We start from the raw sequence: 18,716 nt of genomic DNA on the forward strand, positions 1-18,716 counted from the left end.
CCCACCCGCGTACCCGACCCGACAAGGAGCGCCATGTCCGCCCCGCACGGCTCCGAGAGCCGCAGGAAACCTCCCGACCCGGACCCCGCCCACGACCCCGGCGCCGACCTGAGGCCCCCGGCGGGCCGTATCCACATATCGGCCCGGCACCGGGGCGTCGACGCCACCGCGCTCGGAACGCTGGCCGTCCAGCTGCCGCACCTGCTGACCGGCCTGGCCGTGGTCTTCGCGGTGTCGTACGTCGTCGACGCCCTGCTCGGCCCTCCCTGGTGGATCCCGGTCGGCTGCTGGACGGCGAGCGGCGCGCTGGCCTTCCACCGGCCCTGCGAACGCCTCCTCGCCCGCCGGCTGTACCGGCTGCGCCATCCCACGCCGGAGGAGGAACGAAGGCTGGCCTCGGTCTGGCGGAAGGTCACCGCCCGGGCCGGTGTGGACCCGGACGCGTACCAGCTGTGGGTCCAGGACGGCGACGACGTCAACGCCATGGCGGCCGCTGGGCACATCGTGGGCGTCACCAGCCACTCCCTCGGAACCCTGACGCCGGCCCAGCTCGCCGGGGTGCTCGCGCACGAGCTGGGCCACCACGTGGGAGGGCACGCCTGGGCCTCGCTGCTGGCCTTCTGGTACACCCTGCCGGCCAAGCTCGCCTGGCGCCTGCTCCGATGGCTGGCCGCACATGTCGACCGCCTGTCCGTGGGCACCGCCGCCGTGGTGACCGGCGTGCTGGGCGCCGCCCTGTTCGCCCTGGCGACCGCCACCTACGGCCTGGTCCTCCTCCCCCTGGCCACGCCCTGCCTGGTCGCCGCGCTGTCCCGCCGCTCGGAACTCCGTGCCGACGAACACGCGGCCGGACTCGGCTTCGCCCCGCAGCTGATGGCCGTGCTGCGCCAGGACCTCGCCAACGAGCAGGCGACCCGGGTGGGCGCCGCGGCCATGGGCGTCCGCGTCGAGGCGGAGGGAGTACTCGCCCGGCTCCTCGCCTCGCACCCCGACGTCCACACCCGGATCCACCGCCTGCAGAGCCACCTGGACCGCGGGCGCTGACCCGCCCGCCCCGGCCGGCGAACCGGCGGACCAACCGGCGGGCGCACCGCCCCGGACAACGCCGAGGGGCGCCCACCCCGCACGAAGCGGAGTGGGCGCCCCTCGGTGGACGTACGCCTTACTGGTTGTACGGACCGTAGTCGTAGTCCTCCAGCGGAACGGCCTGGCCGGAGCCCGTGCCGAACGGCGAGTAGTCGATGTCGTCGTAGCCGACGGCCGAGTACATCGCGGCCTTGGCCTCCTCGGTCGGCTCGACCCGGATGTTGCGGTAGCGGGACAGACCCGTACCGGCCGGGATGAGCTTACCGATGATGACGTTCTCCTTGAGGCCGATCAGCGAGTCGGACTTGGCGTTGATCGCCGCGTCCGTGAGGACTCGCGTCGTCTCCTGGAAGGACGCCGCCGACAGCCAGGACTCCGTGGCCAGCGAGGCCTTGGTGATACCCATGAGCTGCGGACGACCGGAGGCCGGGTGACCGCCCTCCTGGACCACACGACGGTTCTCCTGCTCGAAGCGGGAGCGCTCGACCAGCTCGCCGGGCAGCAGCTCGGCGTCGCCGGACTCGATGATCGTCACGCGGCGGAGCATCTGCCGGATGATGATCTCGATGTGCTTGTCGTGGATCGACACACCCTGCGAGTTGTACACCTTCTGGACCTCGCCGACCAGGTGGACCTGGACGGCACGCTGACCCAGGATGCGCAGCACGTCGTGCGGGTTGGTGGCACCCACGGTGAGCTTCTGGCCCACCTCGACGTGCTCGCCCTCGCCGACCAGGAGTCGGGCGCGCTTCGAGATCGGGTAGGCCGTCTCGTCGCTGCCGTCGTCCGGCGTGATGACGATCTTCTTGGTCTTCTCGGTCTCCTCGATGCGGACGCGACCGGCCGCCTCGGAGATCGGGGCGACACCCTTCGGGGTACGGGCCTCGAAGAGCTCGACGACACGCGGCAGACCCTGGGTGATGTCGTCACCGGCCACACCACCGGTGTGGAAGGTACGCATCGTCAGCTGGGTACCGGGCTCACCGATGGACTGGGCGGCGATGATGCCGACCGCCTCACCGATGTCGACCAGCTTGCCGGTGGCCAGGGAGCGGCCGTAGCACATGGCACACGTACCGACCTTGGACTCACAGGTCAGGATCGAGCGGGTCTTGACCTCCTCGACACCGTGGTGCACGAGCTGGTCGATGAGCACGTCGCCGAGGTCCACGTTGGCCGGCGCGATCACCTTGCCGTCGATGACGACGTCCTCGGCGAGCATGCGGGCGTAGACGCTGGTCTCGACGTCGTCGGCCTTGCGCAGGACGCCGGTCTCGTCCTTCGAGGCGATCCGCAGCTTCAGACCGCGCTCGGTGCCGCAGTCCTCCTCGCGGATGATGACGTCCTGCGAGACGTCCACCAGACGACGGGTCAGGTAACCCGAGTCGGCGGTACGCAGGGCGGTGTCCGCCAGACCCTTACGGGCACCGTGCGTGGAGATGAAGTACTCCAGCACGGACAGGCCCTCACGGAACGAGGCCTTGATGGGACGCGGGATCGTCTCGTTCTTCGCGTTCGACACCAGACCACGCATACCGGCGATCTGACGCATCTGCATCATGTTGCCTCGTGCACCCGAGTTCACCATCATGAAGATCGGGTTGGTCTTCGGGAAGTTGTCGTTCATCGCCTCGGCGACCTCGTTGGTCGCCTTGGTCCAGATCGCGATGAGCTCCTGCGTGCGCTCGTCCTTGGTGATCAGACCGCGCTCGTACTGCTTCTGGACCTTCTCGTCCTGCGCCTCGTACCCGCGGACGATCTCCTTCTTCGCCTCGGGGACGACGACGTCGGAGATGGCCACGGTGACACCGGAACGGGTCGCCCAGTAGAAGCCGGCCGCCTTCAGGTTGTCGAGCGTCGCCGCCACGATGACCTTGGGGTAGCGCTCGGCGAGGTCGTTGACGATCTCGGAGAGCTGCTTCTTGCCGACCTCGTAGTCGACGAACGGGTAGTCCTCGGGCAGCAGCTCGTTGAAGAGCGCGCGGCCCAGCGTGGTCCTCAGGGTGAAGGTGTCACCCTGCTGCCACTCCGGCTCGCCCTCCTCGCGCGCCGGCGGGGTCCAGCCGCGCGGCGGGATGGTGCCCACCGGGAAGCGGATGTCCACGCGCGACTGCAGCGAGAGCTCGCCGGCGTCGAACGCCATGATCGCCTCGGCCACGGAGGAGAAGGAGCGGTCCTCGCCCTTCACGTTCCGCATCTCGCCGTCGGTGGTGAGGAAGAACAGACCGAGGACCATGTCCTGGGTCGGCATCGTCACCGGACGGCCGTCGGCCGGCTTGAGGATGTTGTTCGAGGACAGCATCAGGATGCGGGCCTCGGCCTGCGCCTCCGCGGACAGCGGCAGGTGCACGGCCATCTGGTCACCGTCGAAGTCCGCGTTGAACGCGGTGCAGACGAGCGGGTGGATCTGGATGGCCTTGCCCTCGACCAGCTGCGGCTCGAAGGCCTGGATGCCGAGGCGGTGCAGGGTGGGAGCACGGTTCAGCAGAACCGGGTGCTCGGCGATGACCTCTTCGAGGACGTCGTACACGACCGTGCGGCCGCGCTCCACCATGCGCTTGGCGCTCTTGATGTTCTGCGCGTGGTTCAGGTCGACCAGGCGCTTCATCACGAACGGCTTGAACAGCTCCAGCGCCATCGCCTTCGGCAGACCGCACTGGTGCAGCTTCAGCTGCGGACCGACGACGATCACGGAACGCGCGGAGTAGTCCACACGCTTGCCGAGCAGGTTCTGGCGGAAACGGCCCTGCTTGCCCTTCAGCATGTCGCTGAGGGACTTCAGCGGGCGGTTACCGGGACCGGTCACCGGGCGGCCGCGACGACCGTTGTCGAAGAGGGCGTCAACGGCCTCCTGAAGCATGCGCTTCTCGTTGTTGACGATGATCTCCGGAGCACCCAGGTCGAGCAGGCGCTTCAGACGGTTGTTGCGGTTGATCACACGGCGGTACAGGTCGTTCAGGTCGGAGGTCGCGAAGCGGCCACCGTCCAGCTGCACCATCGGACGCAGGTCCGGCGGGATGACCGGGACGCAGTCGAGCACCATGCCCTTGGGGCTGTTGCTGGTCTGCAGGAACGCGGAGACGACCTTGAGGCGCTTGAGCGCACGGGTCTTCTTCTGGCCCTTGCCGGTGCGGATGATCTCGCGGAGGCGCTCGGCCTCCTCGTCCAGGTCGAAGGACTCCAGGCGCTTCTGCAGCGCCGCGGCGCCCATCGAACCGTCGAAGTACGTGCCGAAGCGGTCACGCAGCTCGCGGTAGAGGAGCTCGTCACCCTCCAGGTCCTGGACCTTGAGGTTCTTGAACCGGGTCCACACCTCGTCGAGACGGTCGATCTCGCGCTGCGAACGGTCGCGCAGCTGCTTCATCTCGCGCTCGGCGCCCTCGCGCACCTTGCGGCGCACGTCGGCCTTGGCGCCCTCGGCCTCCAGCTCGGCCAGGTCGGTCTCGAGCTTCTTGGCGCGGGCCTCCAGGTCGGCGTCCCGGCGGTTCTCGATCTGCTGCCGCTCGACGGAGACGTGCGCCTCCAGGGAGGGCAGGTCACGCGTACGGCGCTCCTCGTCGACGTACGTGATCATGTACGCCGCGAAGTAGATGACCTTCTCCAGGTCCTTCGGGGCGAGGTCGAGCAGGTAGCCCAGCCGCGACGGAACGCCCTTGAAGTACCAGATGTGGGTGACGGGAGCGGCCAGCTCGATGTGGCCCATCCGCTCACGGCGCACCTTGGCGCGGGTCACCTCGACGCCGCAGCGCTCGCAGATGATGCCCTTGAAGCGGACACGCTTGTACTTGCCGCAGTAGCACTCCCAGTCCCGGGTCGGACCGAAGATCTTCTCGCAGAAGAGTCCGTCCTTTTCGGGCTTGAGCGTGCGGTAGTTGATCGTCTCGGGCTTCTTGACCTCGCCGTGGCTCCACTGACGGATGTCGTCAGCGGTGGCCAGACCGATCCGGAGCTCGTCGAAGAAGTTGACGTCGAGCACTATGCGTCAATCCCTCTCAGGGTTGTAAGTCATGGGGTCTGATACGGGGGTCCTGGGGCCGGCGGCCTTCATGGCGAAGGCCGCCGGACTCCCGTCAGACCTCTTCGACGCTGCTCGGCTCACGCCGGGACAGGTCGATGCCAAGCTCCTCCGCAGCGCGGAAGACGTCCTCGTCGGTGTCGCGCATCTCGATGGACATGCCGTCCGAGGACAGCACCTCCACGTTGAGGCACAGGGACTGCATCTCCTTGATGAGAACCTTGAAGGACTCGGGGATGCCGGGCTCGGGGATGTTCTCGCCCTTGACGATGGCCTCGTAGACCTTCACGCGGCCGGTGACGTCGTCGGACTTGATGGTCAGCAGCTCCTGGAGGGCGTAAGCGGCGCCGTACGCCTCCAGCGCCCACACCTCCATCTCACCGAAGCGCTGGCCACCGAACTGGGCCTTACCACCCAGCGGCTGCTGGGTGATCATCGAGTACGGGCCGGTCGAGCGGGCGTGCAGCTTGTCGTCGACCAGGTGGTGCAGCTTGAGGATGTACATGTAGCCGACCGAGATCGGGTCCGGGAACGGCTCACCGCTACGGCCGTCGAACAGCCGCGCCTTGCCGGACGGGAGCACCATGCGCTCGCCGTCGCGGTTCGGGATGGTGTGCTGCAGCAGACCCGCCAGCTCGTCCTCGCGGGCACCGTCGAAGACCGGGGTGGCGACGTTGGTGCCGGGGGCGACACTGTCGGCGCCGATGGCCTGGAGACGCTGGGCCCACTCGTCGGCGAGACCGGAGACGTCCCAGCCGCGGCTGGCGAGCCAGCCGAGGTGGATCTCCAGGACCTGTCCCGGGTTCATTCGGGACGGCACACCGAGCGGGTTGAGGATGATGTCGACCGGGGTCCCGTCCTCGAGGAACGGCATGTCCTCGATGGGCAGGATCTTGGAGATGACACCCTTGTTGCCGTGACGGCCGGCGAGCTTGTCACCGTCGGTGATCTTACGCTTCTGCGCGACGTAGACGCGCACCAGCTGGTTGACACCGGGGGGAAGCTCGTCGCCCTCCTCGCGGTCGAAGACGCGCACGCCGATGACCTTGCCGGTCTCGCCGTGCGGCACCTTCAGCGAGGTGTCGCGGACCTCACGGGCCTTCTCACCGAAGATCGCGCGGAGCAGGCGCTCCTCGGGCGTCAGCTCGGTCTCACCCTTCGGGGTGACCTTGCCGACGAGGATGTCACCGGCGATGACCTCGGCACCGATACGGATGATGCCGCGCTCGTCGAGGTCGGCGAGGACCTCCTCGGAGACGTTCGGGATGTCCCGGGTGATCTCCTCGGGGCCGAGCTTGGTGTCACGGGCGTCGACCTCGTGCTCCTCGATGTGGATCGAGGAGAGGACGTCGTCCTGCACGAGGCGCTGCGACAGGATGATCGCGTCCTCGTAGTTGTGACCCTCCCACGGCATGAACGCCACGAGCAGGTTCTTGCCCAGCGCCATCTCACCGTTCTCGGTGGCGGGACCGTCGGCGAGGACCTGGCCCTCGATGATGCGGTCGCCCTCGTGGACGATGACCTTCTGGTTGACCGAGGTGCCCTGGTTGGAGCGGGCGAACTTGGCCAGGCGGTACGTGATGTAGGTGCCGTCGTCGTTGGCGGTGGTGATGTAGTCCGCGGAGACCTCCTGGACCACACCGGCCTTCTCGGCCTTGACGACGTCGCCGGCGTCGACGGCGGAGCGGTACTCCATGCCGGTGCCGACGAGCGGGGCCTCCGCCTTGATGAGCGGAACGGCCTGGCGCATCATGTTCGCGCCCATGAGGGCACGGTTGGCGTCGTCGTGCTCGAGGAACGGGATCATGGCGGTCGCGACCGACACCATCTGGCGCGGCGAGACGTCCATGTAGTCCACGTCGTCACCGGCGACGTAGTCGACCTCGCCGCCACGACGGCGGACGAGCACGCGGTTCTCGGCGAAGCGCATGTCGTCGTTGAGCGTGGCGTTGGCCTGCGCGATGACGAAGCGGTCCTCTTCGTCGGCCGTGAGGTAGTCGACCTCGTCGGTGACCTGGCCCTCGACGACCTTGCGGTACGGCGTCTCCACGAAACCGAACGCGTTGACGCGGCCGTAGGAGGCGAGCGAGCCGATCAGACCGATGTTCGGGCCTTCGGGCGTCTCGATCGGGCACATACGGCCGTAGTGCGACGGGTGCACGTCACGGACCTCGAAGCCGGCCCGCTCACGCGACAGACCACCGGGACCCAGTGCCGAGAGACGACGCTTGTGCGTCAGCCCCGACAGCGGGTTGTTCTGGTCCATGAACTGCGAGAGCTGGCTGGTGCCGAAGAACTCCTTGATGGAGGCGACGACCGGCCGGATGTTGATCAGGGTCTGCGGCGTGATCGCCTCGACGTCCTGGGTCGTCATGCGCTCGCGGACGACGCGCTCCATACGAGCCAGACCGGTGCGGACCTGGTTCTGGATGAGCTCGCCGACGCTGCGCAGACGACGGTTGCCGAAGTGGTCGATGTCGTCGGTCTCGACGACGATGGTGCCGCCGCTGTCGCCGACCGTCTCGGTCTCGCCCGCGTGCAGCTTCACCAGGTACTTGATCGTCGAGATGATGTCCTCGACGGTCAGGATGCCCGCGTCGAGCGGGGCGTCCGCACCCAGCTTCTTGTTGACCTTGTAACGGCCGACCTTCGCGAGGTCGTAGCGCTTGGGGTTGAAGTACAGGTTCTCAAGGAGCGTCTGCGCGGCCTCACGCGTGGGGGGCTCGCCCGGGCGCAGCTTGCGGTAGATGTCGAGCAGCGCGTCGTCCTGGCCCTGGGTGTGGTCCTTCTCCAGGGTGGCGCGCATGGACTCGTACTCGCCGAACTCCTCCAGGATCTGCTCGGTGGTCCAACCGAGGGCCTTGAGGAGGACGGTCACGGACTGCTTGCGCTTGCGGTCGATACGCACACCGACCATGTCGCGCTTGTCGATCTCCATCTCAAGCCAGGCACCCCGGGACGGGATGATCTTGGCGGAGAAGATGTCCTTGTCGGACGTCTTGTCGATGGAGGAGTCGAAGTAGACACCGGGCGAACGGACCAGCTGCGACACCACGACACGCTCGGTGCCGTTGATGACGAAGGTGCCCTTGTTCGTCATGAGCGGGAAGTCGCCCATGAAGACCGTCTGGGACTTGATCTCACCGGTCTCGTTGTTGGTGAACTCGGCCGTGACGAAGAGCGGGGCGGCGTACGTGAAGTCGCGCTCCTTGCACTCGTCGATGCTGTTCTTCGGCGGCTCGAAGCGGTGGTCGCGGAAGGTCAGCGACATCGACCCGGAGAAGTCCTCGATCGGGGAGATCTCCTCGAAGATCTCCTCCAGACCGGACTTGGTGGGGACGTCCTGTCCGTTCTCCAGAGCCTCCTCGACCCGACTCTGCCAAGCGGTGTTGCCGAGCAGCCAGTCGAAGCTCTCGGTCTGCAGCGCGAGCAGGTTGGGAACCTCGAGAGGCTCCTTGATCTTTGCAAAGGAGATGCGCAGCGGGGCGGTGCTGGCGCCGTTGTTCGTATTCGCGGTCGAGGCGTTGCGCGAGGCGGCCAAGAGGGGGTCCTTCCGAGGGCTCGGACTCACTACGCGCGTACCGGCCCCTCTCCTGCGCAAAGCGAACAGGCTGCTCCTGAACCGACAGATATCGCCAGGTCAGGAATGGTCTCTTCGTCGATGCTCAAGTGAGGGCATGCCCCTGGTGACGGGCAGGGGACAGCTAACAGGCAGCGCAAAGGGTCAGTGTAGCCAGTTGGCACACTGATGTCCAGTGCGGGTTTTTCGAGACCCTCGTCGTTCTCGACACCTGCGCAAGCCCACGCCCTCAATGCACGTTGATACTGCCCTCTTCGCCGTCGATCCATGCCTCGGAGTTCGGATCGGTGTGACGACGCGTCCTGAGAATTGCGCGCTGCGTGCGGTTCGTCAAGGCCCCTCTCACCCGATCCGCATGCCGCGATCGTCACTCGCGGCCCGTCACCCAGGGCGCTCGGAGGCACGACGAAGATCACCATACTCGTCGCCACCGACAGTGCAAGGCAGCCGTCGCTCGACGTTCCGAACGCCGAAGGGCGACCACCCAGTTGGGTGATCGCCCTTCAGTAGGTTCGCGTTACAGATTCGAACGAGTTTTTGCGACTCGTCTCAGATCTGTGTCGCACGGGCCCTCGCGGGCCCTGGAAGCTGGCGGACCAGCGAGGCCTTACTTGACCTCGACGGAGGCGCCGGCGCCCTCGAGGGACTCCTTGGCCTTGTCCGCGGCCTCCTTGTTGACCTTCTCCAGAACCGGCTTCGGCGCACCGTCGACCAGGTCCTTGGCCTCCTTCAGGCCGAGGGAGGTGAGCTCACGCACGACCTTGATGACCTGGATCTTCTTGTCGCCGGCACCCGTGAGGATGACGTCGAACTCGTCCTTCTCCTCGACGGCCTCGGCGGGGGCGCCGGGAACGGCGGGACCGGCAACGGCGACCGCGGCGGCGGCGGTGACGTCGAACTTCTCCTCGAACGCCTTCACGAACTCGGAGAGCTGGATGAGGGTCATGCCCTCGAACTCGGCGAGCAGTTCGTCCTGGGTGAGAGCCACGATGGCTTTCCTTCCACTAAATTCGGCTGGTGCCGGATGTACATGTCTGGCGGGCGTACGTGCGGCCCGCTACGACCGGTGCCTGTGGCTCAGCGCCTCAGGCCGCGGTCATTTCGCGAGCCGAGTTACTCGGCACCGCCCTGCTCGTCCTGCTTGGCACGAAGCGCGTCCACGGTGCGGACGAGCTTCGACGGGAGCGCCTGGAAGACCTGAGCAGCCTGCGTCTGCTTGCCCTTCAGAGCGCCCGCCAGCTTGGCGAGCAGAACCTCGCGGGACTCGAGGTCCGCGAGCTTCTTGATCTCGTCGGCGGACAGCGCCTTGCCGTCAAGGACACCGCCCTTGATGACGAGGTTCGGGTTGTCCTTGGCGAAGTCACGAAGACCCTTCGCCGACTCCACCGGGTCACCGGTGACGAAGGCGACCGCCGTCGGACCGTTGAACAGGTCGTCGAGCGTCGTGATCCCGGCCTCGTTGGCCGCAATCTTGGTCAGCGTGTTCTTCACCACGGCGTACTGGGCGTTCTCACCGAGCGAACGGCGCAGCGTCTTGAGCTGCGCCACGGTGAGACCCCGGTACTCGGTCAGCACGGCGGCGTTCGAGCTACGGAACTGCTCCGTGAGCTCGGCCACCGCGGCAGCCTTGTCGGGCCTTGCCATAGAGCGTCGGCCTCCTTCCGGGTGATGAGGACCGCTCGGAAGGGGCTGCGTCAAAACGAAACGCCCCGGCGCAGGCGCACGGGGCGTAGCTCAACCGAATGAATTCCGTGGGACACGGAACTGATCCAGGAGCAACTTCCACAGTCACCTGCGCGGGTCGTCCGCAGTCAGCGGATCCTTCGGCCACCGAGCCCTCTCAACGAGCACACGGCAACGACCAGCGGTCTTTGGCTTCCTCGGAAGAGTACGGGACCTCGGCGCCGTCAGGCAAATCCGCTCCCCGGGGCCGGTGATCAGCCCGTTTGAGCCCCGTCCACCAGCTCGCCGACGTCCACCGTGTCGTCGGCCGCCGGGGGCTCGACGTCCACCGACGGGTCGATGTCGAGGAAGGTGACGGTCATGTCGAGCGGTCCGGTGTCGACCCAGCGCCCCTTGCCGTCCAGTGCGTTGGTCCGCCCCCGCATCCGGAACTGCCTGGCACGGCCGTCCTCGTCGACCCACAGGTCCATGGTGAGGGCGCTCCCGACCTTCAGTCCCAGCGCCATGAACTGGTCGAAGCTGTCCGTCCGGAGCTTGTGGGCCTTCTTGCCCTCGGCCGCCGACTGGTACTTCCGCAGGCCCCTGCCCGTGACGGTTCCCCGGTAGTGGGTGGTCGGGGTGCCGTCCACGGTCTCGGAGCCGGCTTTCCGCACGTCCTCCGAGCCGCCCAGGATCGTGGACTGCACGAGCGGGCTGCCCTCCAGCTGACGCGGCAGGACCCGGTAGGTCTGGTTGTACGCGCTGCCGCGGCCCCACACGGCCGGCTCGGCCTTGAGCCAGCGTTTCCCGGCGTCCCCGAGGGCGGCCGCCCCCTCGGTGTACATGGCACCGCCGACGAACCGGACCTCCAGGGGCTTGTCCTCGCTCGCGCCGAGCCCGGTGATTTTCATGCGCATGACATGCGGTTTCCGGCCCATGGACGCCTGGGCCCGCACTTTTCCGTGCCGGGGCAGAGTGCCCGTCACGCGGTACGTCAGCGAGGTGATGTCCGTCGTCGTCTCCGCGGCCCGGGACACCGCCTCGCCGGGCGTCAGCTCGGGATCCGGCCCGGCGCCCGTGTCCGAGCCGCAGGCGGTGCTGCCCCCGAGCAGTGCGACGGCGAGAGCCGTGACGGCCGCTCTGCGACGGCGTACGGACCCGGCCGTGGAAAACCTCATGTGTCCCCCCGTGAACTCCTGCCCCACCTGTGTGGGGGCCGAGGGGACATTAGCGCGGCGCGATCCCGGCTGTCCCCGGGTTTCAGGGGGCCGGCGGGGTACTGAGCGGTTTCCGGTGGCCGACCGTCGCCCGGGCGGCACACGGGTGCGGCTCTGCCCGCCCGTAGGGCGGAGAAGGCGCCCCGTACGCTCGCGGGCCGGCTCTCCGTCGAGACGGTTGCCGGAACGGGACGAGCCCCGCACCTCGGAAGGTGCGGGGCTCGTCCGTGCTACGCGTGCGCGACGCGGCTGCCGGGTGAGCGGTGGGCTCAGACGGCGGCCGGGTCCTCCTCGACGAGGAGGTTGCGGGTGCGGTTCGGGTCGATCGGGATGCCGGGGCCCATCGTGGTGCTGATGGCGGCCTTCTTGATGTAGCGACCCTTGGCGGCGGACGGCTTGAGACGCGTGATCTCTTCCAGGGCCGCCGCGTAGTTCTCCACCAGCTTGTCGTCCTCGAAGGACGTCTTGCCGATGATGAAGTGCAGGTTCGAGTGCTTGTCGACGCGGAACTCGATCTTGCCACCCTTGATCTCGGTGACAGCCTTGGCGGTGTCCGGGGTCACGGTGCCGGTCTTGGGGTTCGGCATCAGACCACGGGGACCGAGCACGCGGCCGAGGCGGCCGACCTTGCCCATGAGGTCCGGGGTGGCGACGACGGCGTCGAAGTCCAGACGGCCCTTCGACACCTCGTCGATGAGCTCGTCGGCGCCGACGATGTCGGCGCCCGCGGCACGAGCGGCCTCGGCACGGTCACCGGTCGCGAAGACCAGGACCCGGGCGGTCTTACCGGTGCCGTGCGGGAGGTTCACGGTGCCACGGACCATCTGGTCGGCCTTACGAGGGTCGACACCCAGACGGAAGGCGACCTCGACGGTGCCGTCGAACTTGGTCGTGGAGGTCTCCTTGGCGAGACGGACGGCCTCGAGCGGGGCGTACAGCTTCTCCCGGTCGACCTTGGCGTCCGCAGCGCGGAGAGCCTTGCTGCGCTTGCTCACAACTGCTCCTGTGTGTTCTGAAAGGAGTCGTGGTACGGGCCGAGCAGGCCCTGCCACGTGCGGCCGAGGCCGCATGGTTCTACGAAGGTGCCGCGGGCTGAGGTCAGCCCTCGACCGTGATGCCCATGGAACGGGCGGTGCCGGCGATGATCTTCGACGCGGCGTCCAGGTCGTTGGCGTTCAGGTCGGGCAGCTTGGTCTGGGCGATCTCGCGGACCTGCGCCTCGGTGATCTTGGCGACCTTGGTCTTGTGCGGCTCGCCGGAGCCCTTCTCGACACCAGCGGCCTTGAGGATCATCTTCGCGGCCGGCGGGGTCTTCGTGACGAAGGTGAAGGAGCGGTCTTCGTAGACCGTGATCTCCACCGGGATCACCCAGCCACGCTGCGACTCGGTCGCCGCGTTGTAGGCCTTGCAGAACTCCATGATGTTGACGCCGTGCTGACCGAGCGCGGGGCCGACCGGCGGAGCCGGGTTCGCCGCGCCGGCGTTGATCTGGAGCTTGATGAGCCCCGTGACCTTCTTCTTCTTGGGAGGCATAGCTCTCCGGGTCCTTTCGATTCGAGTGCGCCCTCATCCGGTTCGCGGCCAGATGAAGGCATACCGCACAACGATAACGGGTATGGATGCGCGGCCAAAAACGAGCAGGTCAGGAGGGCCCACGAGGACCCGACCTGACCTGCTGCTTTCGAGCTCTGTCAGTTCTTCTGGATCTGGTCGAAGGAAAGCTCGACCGGGGTCTCGCGGCCGAAGATCTCCACCAGGCCCTTGACCTTCTTGGAGTCGGCGTTGATCTCGTTGATCGTCGCCTGCAGCGTGGCGAAGGGGCCGTCGGTGACGGTGACCGAGTCGCCGACCTCGAAGTCCAGCACCTGGACCTCGACCTTGCGCTGCGGAGCGGGCTTGCCCTCGGCCTCGGCGGCCTCGCGGGCGGCCTTCTCCTCGGCCTCCGGCGCCAGCATCTTGACGATCTCGTCCAGGGTCAGCGGGTACGGGTCGTAGGCGTTGCCCACGAAGCCGGTGACGCCGGGGGTGTTGCGGACGACGCCCCAGGACTCGTTCGTCAGGTCCATGCGCACCAGGACGTAGCCGGGGAGCTTGTTCTGACGGATGGTCTTGCGGTCGCCGTTCTTGATCTGGACGACCTCCTCCTGCGGCACCTCGGCCTGGAAGATGTAGTCCTCGACGTTCAGCGAGACGGCGCGCTGCTCCAGGTTGGTCTTCACGCGGTTCTCGTAACCGGCGTAGGTGTGGATGACGTACCACTCGCCGGGCAGGGTCCGCAGTTCCTCGCGGAGGGCCTCGACCGGGTCGACCGGCTCGGCCTCTGCTTCCTCTTCGACGGGCTCGGCCTCGGCCTCGTCTTCGGCGGTCTCGTCTTCGGCGGCCTCTGCCTCGTCGTCCACGACGTGCACGGCCTCTTCCTCGGCCGGCTCCCCCGCCTCGGCTTCCGCAGCCTCGAACTCGTCGACCTCGTCCGCTCCCTCGACGATGTCGAGCTCATCATCCACGGACTGGTCCGGCTCGATGGCGTCGTTCAGGTTCGGGTCAGACACTGTGGCTGCTTCTTCCTGGATACAAGGGGTGGAACACGCGAAAGGGGCGCCTGGCACGGCGCCCTTCGCGATCGGCTCAGCCGAAGACGTACTTGGCGGCCTTGTCGAGTCCGAAGTCAATCACAGTCACCAGACCGATCATGATGACGACGAAGACGATGACCACGGTGGTGTAGGTCGTCAGCTGGGAGCGGGTGGGCCAGACGACCTTCCGCAGCTCCGCGACGATCTGGCGGTAGAAGAGCGCGAGGCGCTTCAGCGGGCCCTTCTTGGCGCGCTTGCCGCCCTTACGGGTCTTCTTCTTGTCCTCGGGCACCTCGTCCTGGGCATCAGGCGTGTCGATGGAGCCCACGGCGTCCGTCATTCATCCTCACCTGATTCCGGTCCGGGTCCATGGCCGTGCCGCGCCCGGTCTGAGCCGCACGGCGGAACATTTCTGTACGTACATGCGCACACATCATCCTGGCGTGAGGAGTGTGTAGCAGGGCCGGAGGGACTTGAACCCCCAACCGCTGGTTTTGGAGACCAGTGCTCTACCAATTGAGCTACGACCCTTTGTGGTTCTCCCCCAACGTACCGCATCCGACCGGGTGCTCGGTGTGCACCTGCCGGGCGCGGCCGCCGAAGGCCAACGAGGTGAGAGTGTACGTGGTCCGGGGCCCGTCGTCGAACAGAAGGCGTCCGCAGGGGCGTTGCCCGGCGAAGATCGACGGTCGTCGCGTCCGGATACGGACGGTTGTTCCTGTGCTGTTCAGTCTGTGAAACCCGCGTGCCGGGCTCGTTTCCGGTCTGGAACGATGGGCCCCATGAGCGCTGCAATCCCTCCCACCGAGCGCCGGGTCTCCGCCCGCATCGGCGCGATCTCCGAGTCCGCGACCCTCGCCGTCGACGCCAAGGCCAAGGCCCTCAAGGCCGCCGGACGTCCGGTGATCGGCTTCGGCGCCGGTGAGCCCGACTTCCCGACCCCCGACTACATCGTCGAGGCGGCGGTCGAGGCCTGCAAGAACCCGAAGTACCACCGCTACACGCCGGCCGGTGGTCTGCCCGAGCTGAAGGCCGCGATCGCCGCCAAGACGCTGCGCGACTCGGGCTACGAGGTCGACCCGGCGCAGATCCTCGTCACCAACGGCGGCAAGCAGGCCATCTACGAGGCGTTCGCCGCGATCCTCGACCCGGGCGACGAGGTGATCGTCCCGGCGCCGTACTGGACGACGTACCCGGAGTCGATCCGTCTGGCAGGCGGTGTCCCCGTCGAGGTGGTCGCCGACGAGACCACCGGGTACCGCGTCTCCGTCGAGCAGCTGGAGGCCGCGCGCACCGAGAAGACGAAGGTCGTCCTCTTCGTCTCCCCCTCCAACCCGACCGGCGCGGTCTACAGCGCCGAGGACGCCGAGGCGATCGGCCGCTGGGCCGTCGAGCACGGCCTGTGGGTGATGACGGACGAGATCTACGAGCACCTCGTCTACGGGGACGCGACGTTCACCTCGCTGCCCGCGCTCCTGCCCGAGCTGCGCGACAAGTGCATCGTGGTCAACGGCGTCGCCAAGACGTACGCGATGACCGGCTGGCGCGTCGGGTGGATCATCGGCCCGAAGGACGTGGTGAAGGCCGCGACCAACCTCCAGTCGCACGCCACCTCCAACGTGTCCAACGTCGCCCAGGCGGCCGCCCTCGCCGCCGTCTCCGGCGACCTGGACGCCGTGGCGACGATGCGGGAGGCCTTCGACCGGCGCCGCAAGACCATCGTGCGGATGCTCAACGAGATCGACGGCGTCCTCTGCCCGGAGCCCGAGGGCGCGTTCTACGCCTACCCGTCGGTGAAGGCGCTGATCGGCAAGGAGATCCGGGGCAAGCGGCCGCGGAACACGGTCGAGCTGGCCGCGCTGATCCTGGAGGAGGCCGAGGTGGCGGTCGTGCCGGGCGAGGCCTTCGGCACGCCGGGGTACCTGCGGCTGTCGTACGCGCTGGGTGACGAGGACCTCGTCGAGGGCGTGTCGCGGATCCAGAAGCTGCTGGCCGAGGCGACGGACTGACGTTCCGCCGCCGGGCCGCCCCGGGGGGCGGGCACCTTCCTGACTCGGGAGGTGCCCGCCCCCCTTCATCGGTGCGAGTCATGTGTGCGAGCAAGACCACGTTCAGGGATTCCGCTACCGGGACGGCGGCGGCGTGCGGCAGGATCGGGCGATGGAGCGTGTACGTGATCTCTCTGAACTGCCGAAGGCCCATCTGCACCTGCACTTCACCGGGTCGATGCGCCCGGGGACGGTTCTGGAACTGGCCGACAAGTACGGGGTACGGCTGCCCGACGCGCTGAGTGAGGCGCTGACCAGCGGGGAGCCGCCGCGGCTGCGGGCCACGGACGAGCGTGGATGGTTCCGCTTCCAGCGGTTGTACGACGCGGCGCGCTCGTGTCTGCGGGAGCCGGAGGACATCCAGCGGCTGGTCCGGGAGGCCGCCGAGGAGGACGTCAGGGACGGCTCGGGCTGGCTGGAGATCCAGGTGGACCCGACGTCGTACGCCCCTCGGCTGGGCGGGCTGATCCCCGCACTGGAGATCATCCTGGACGCGGTCGAGACGGCGTCGCGGGAAACGGGCCTCGGTATGCGGGTGCTGGTGGCCGCGAACCGTATGAAGCACCCGCTGGACGCCCGCACCCTGGCGCGGCTCGCCGTCCGCTACGCCGACCGTGGTGTGGTCGGTTTCGGGCTCTCCAACGACGAGCGCCGGGGCATGGCGAGGGACTTCGACCGTGCCTTCGCGATCGCGCGGGACGGCGGCCTGCTGTCCGCGCCGCACGGCGGCGAGCTGACCGGGCCGTCCTCGGTGCGCGACTGTCTGGACGACCTGCACGCGCAGCGCATCGGTCACGGGGTGCGGGCCGCGGAGGACCCGCGCGTGCTGAGGCGGTTGGCGGAGCGGGGCATCACCTGCGAGGTGTGCCCGGCGTCGAACGTGGCCCTGGGGGTCTACGAGAAGCCGGAGGACGTCCCTCTGCGCACCCTCTTCGACGCGGGTGTCCCGCTGGCCCTCGGCGCCGACGACCCCCTTCTGTTCGGCTCCCGGTTGGCCGCCCAGTACGACATCGCCAGGCGCCACCACGGCTTCACGGACGAGGAGCTGGCGGAGTTGGCGCGTCAGTCGGTACGGGGTTCCGCGGCCCCGGAGGACGTGAAGGCGAAGCTGCTGGCGGGAGTGGACGACTGGGTGGCGCAGCCGGTCCGGCAACCGGTCCAGCCGGTCCAGCCGGTCCAGCCGATCCAGCAGCCGGTCTAGAGGCTGACCCCGATGGTCACCGGCTCGTTGACCAGGGTGATGCCGAAGGCCTCGTGGACTCCGGCGACGACCTCGCGGGCCAGTGCCAGCAGATCCTCGGTGGTCGCCTCGCCGCGGTTGGTGAGAGCGAGTGTGTGCTTGGTGGAGATGCGGGCGGGGCCGGTGCCGTAACCCTTGGTGAAGCCGGCCTTGTCGATCAGCCAGGCGGCGGATGTCTTGGTGTGTCCGGCGCCCGCCGGGTAGGCGGGCGGCTCGACGTCGGCGCCCAGGCGCTCCTTCACACGCGCGTGGAAGACGGCGAAGTCGGCGTCGGTGAGGATCGGGTTCGTGAAGAAGGATCCCGCCGACCAGGTGTCGTGGTCCTCGGGGTCCAGCACCATGCCCTTGCCGGCGCGCAGTTTGAGCACGGTGTCGCGGGCGTCGGAGAGCGGCACGCGGTCGCCGGCCTCGACGCCGAGGGCGCGGGCCGTCTCGGCGTACTTCAGGGGTGTCGACAGTCCGTTCGCGTCCTCCAGTTCGAAGCGGACGCGCAGGACGACGTAGCGCTCCGGGTCGGCCTTGAAGCGGCTGTGGCGGTAGGAGAAGGCGCAGTCGGTGTTGGTGAGGGCGACCGTCTCGCCGGCGCGGCGGTCGTAGGCGATCACCTCGGTGATCGTGGAGGAGACCTCCTGGCCGTACGCCCCCACGTTCTGGATCGGGGTCGCCCCGGCCGAACCGGGGATGCCGGCGAGGCATTCGACGCCCGCGAGGCCCGCCTCGACGGTCCGGGCCACTGCGTCGGTCCACACTTCACCGGCCGCGAGTTCCAGCTGGGTGCCGCTGAGCTCGAAGCCGCGCGTGGCGATGCGCAGTGCGGTCCCCGCGAAGCCCTTGTCGCCGATCACCAGGTTCGACCCGCCGCCGATCACGAGCAACGGCGTCCCGGCGGCGTCGGCCTCCCGCACCGCGTCGATCACCTCGGCGTCGGTGGTCGCGGTCAACAGCCGGGTCGCGGGGCCGCCCAGGCGGAAGGTGGTCAGCGGGGCGAGGGGGGCGTCGTGTCGTTCCTGCACGGGCTCAAGAGTACGAGGGCGACGGGGGGTGCGGGGTCGGGGGTGCCTGCGGTTGGGGGGTGACGGTGGCTGCGGCGGGCTGCGTGGGGTGGGGGATGCCTGCGGCGGCCGCTGGGGGTGGGTGGGGGTTCGCGTTCGCCTGGGGGTGCGGGGTGGGTCGGGGGTGCGCCGGGGGGGGGGGGGGCGCGGCACCGCGCGGGAAAGGTGTACGCACAATTGGGCGAGTGCTGCCCCCCAACCCCGCGGGGGGGGACCCCCCCCCCCACCCCCCAAAACCCCCAA

At 68.2% G+C, this 18,716-nt stretch carries 13 protein-coding genes and 1 tRNA gene; 3 read left to right on the top strand and 11 right to left on the bottom strand.

Annotated elements, in window-relative coordinates; translation table 11 throughout:
• The first annotated feature begins 33 nt into the window (after window positions 1-33).
• Window positions 34-1,044 carry a M48 family metalloprotease gene (locus AC067N_RS22325; protein WP_478680607.1) on the top strand — a complete coding sequence of 337 codons (1,011 nt, stop codon included), beginning with the start codon at window positions 34-36 and terminating at the stop codon, window positions 1,042-1,044.
• A 118-nt stretch (window positions 1,045-1,162) separates the two neighbouring features.
• Here AC067N_RS22325 and AC067N_RS22330 read toward each other — a convergent pair whose 3' ends face one another.
• The 10 genes from AC067N_RS22330 to AC067N_RS22375 form a co-directional block, all read right to left on the bottom strand.
• On the bottom strand, window positions 1,163-5,062 hold the full coding sequence (locus AC067N_RS22330) for a DNA-directed RNA polymerase subunit beta' (RefSeq protein ID WP_478680608.1): 3,900 nt from the start codon (window positions 5,060-5,062) through the stop codon (window positions 1,163-1,165).
• A gap of 94 nt (window positions 5,063-5,156) precedes the next feature.
• Complete coding sequence (rpoB, locus tag AC067N_RS22335; RefSeq protein ID WP_478680609.1) at window positions 5,157-8,642, bottom strand: DNA-directed RNA polymerase subunit beta; 3,486 nt, start codon at window positions 8,640-8,642, stop codon at window positions 5,157-5,159.
• 646 nt (window positions 8,643-9,288) lie between these two features.
• On the bottom strand, window positions 9,289-9,672 hold the full coding sequence (gene rplL, locus AC067N_RS22340) for a 50S ribosomal protein L7/L12 (protein ID WP_478680634.1): 384 nt from the start codon (window positions 9,670-9,672) through the stop codon (window positions 9,289-9,291).
• Window positions 9,673-9,794: 122 nt separating this feature from the next.
• A complete protein-coding gene (gene rplJ / locus AC067N_RS22345) occupies window positions 9,795-10,325 on the bottom strand; it encodes a 50S ribosomal protein L10 (RefSeq protein WP_009330729.1) in 531 nt (176 codons plus the stop codon).
• 293 nt (window positions 10,326-10,618) lie between these two features.
• A complete protein-coding gene (locus tag AC067N_RS22350; RefSeq protein WP_478680610.1) occupies window positions 10,619-11,521 on the bottom strand; it encodes an SCO4651 family lipoprotein in 903 nt (300 codons plus the stop codon).
• 308 nt (window positions 11,522-11,829) lie between these two features.
• Window positions 11,830-12,555 carry a 50S ribosomal protein L1 gene (gene rplA, locus AC067N_RS22355; protein ID WP_478680611.1) on the bottom strand — a complete coding sequence of 242 codons (726 nt, stop codon included), beginning with the start codon at window positions 12,553-12,555 and terminating at the stop codon, window positions 11,830-11,832.
• A 103-nt stretch (window positions 12,556-12,658) separates the two neighbouring features.
• Entirely contained in the window at window positions 12,659-13,093 is a 435-nt protein-coding gene (gene rplK / locus AC067N_RS22360) for a 50S ribosomal protein L11 (RefSeq protein WP_037858373.1), read from the bottom strand.
• Window positions 13,094-13,251: 158 nt separating this feature from the next.
• Entirely contained in the window at window positions 13,252-14,109 is an 858-nt protein-coding gene (gene nusG, locus AC067N_RS22365; protein ID WP_478680612.1) for a transcription termination/antitermination protein NusG, read from the bottom strand.
• Between the two features lie 76 nt (window positions 14,110-14,185).
• Complete coding sequence (gene secE / locus AC067N_RS22370) at window positions 14,186-14,473, bottom strand: preprotein translocase subunit SecE (protein ID WP_033528314.1); 288 nt, start codon at window positions 14,471-14,473, stop codon at window positions 14,186-14,188.
• A gap of 118 nt (window positions 14,474-14,591) precedes the next feature.
• Window positions 14,592-14,664, bottom strand: a tRNA-Trp gene (locus AC067N_RS22375).
• 251 nt (window positions 14,665-14,915) lie between these two features.
• On the opposite strand from AC067N_RS22375, the gene AC067N_RS22380 reads away from it, so the two are divergent.
• Together AC067N_RS22380 and AC067N_RS22385 are read left to right on the top strand one after the other, a co-directional pair.
• Window positions 14,916-16,142, top strand: a complete 1,227-nt coding sequence (locus AC067N_RS22380; protein WP_478680613.1) for a pyridoxal phosphate-dependent aminotransferase — start codon at window positions 14,916-14,918, stop codon at window positions 16,140-16,142.
• 151 nt (window positions 16,143-16,293) lie between these two features.
• Window positions 16,294-17,382, top strand: a complete 1,089-nt coding sequence (locus AC067N_RS22385) for an adenosine deaminase (RefSeq protein WP_478680614.1) — start codon at window positions 16,294-16,296, stop codon at window positions 17,380-17,382.
• Here the strand turns inward: AC067N_RS22385 and AC067N_RS22390 are convergent.
• Window positions 17,379-18,434 carry a UDP-N-acetylmuramate dehydrogenase gene (locus AC067N_RS22390; protein ID WP_478680615.1) on the bottom strand — a complete coding sequence of 352 codons (1,056 nt, stop codon included), beginning with the start codon at window positions 18,432-18,434 and terminating at the stop codon, window positions 17,379-17,381. The two genes, AC067N_RS22385 and AC067N_RS22390, sit on opposite strands and share 4 nt — an antisense overlap.
• Window positions 18,435-18,716: the final 282 nt, after the last annotated feature.

This window comes from Streptomyces sp. NPDC042364, assembly GCF_056437585.1.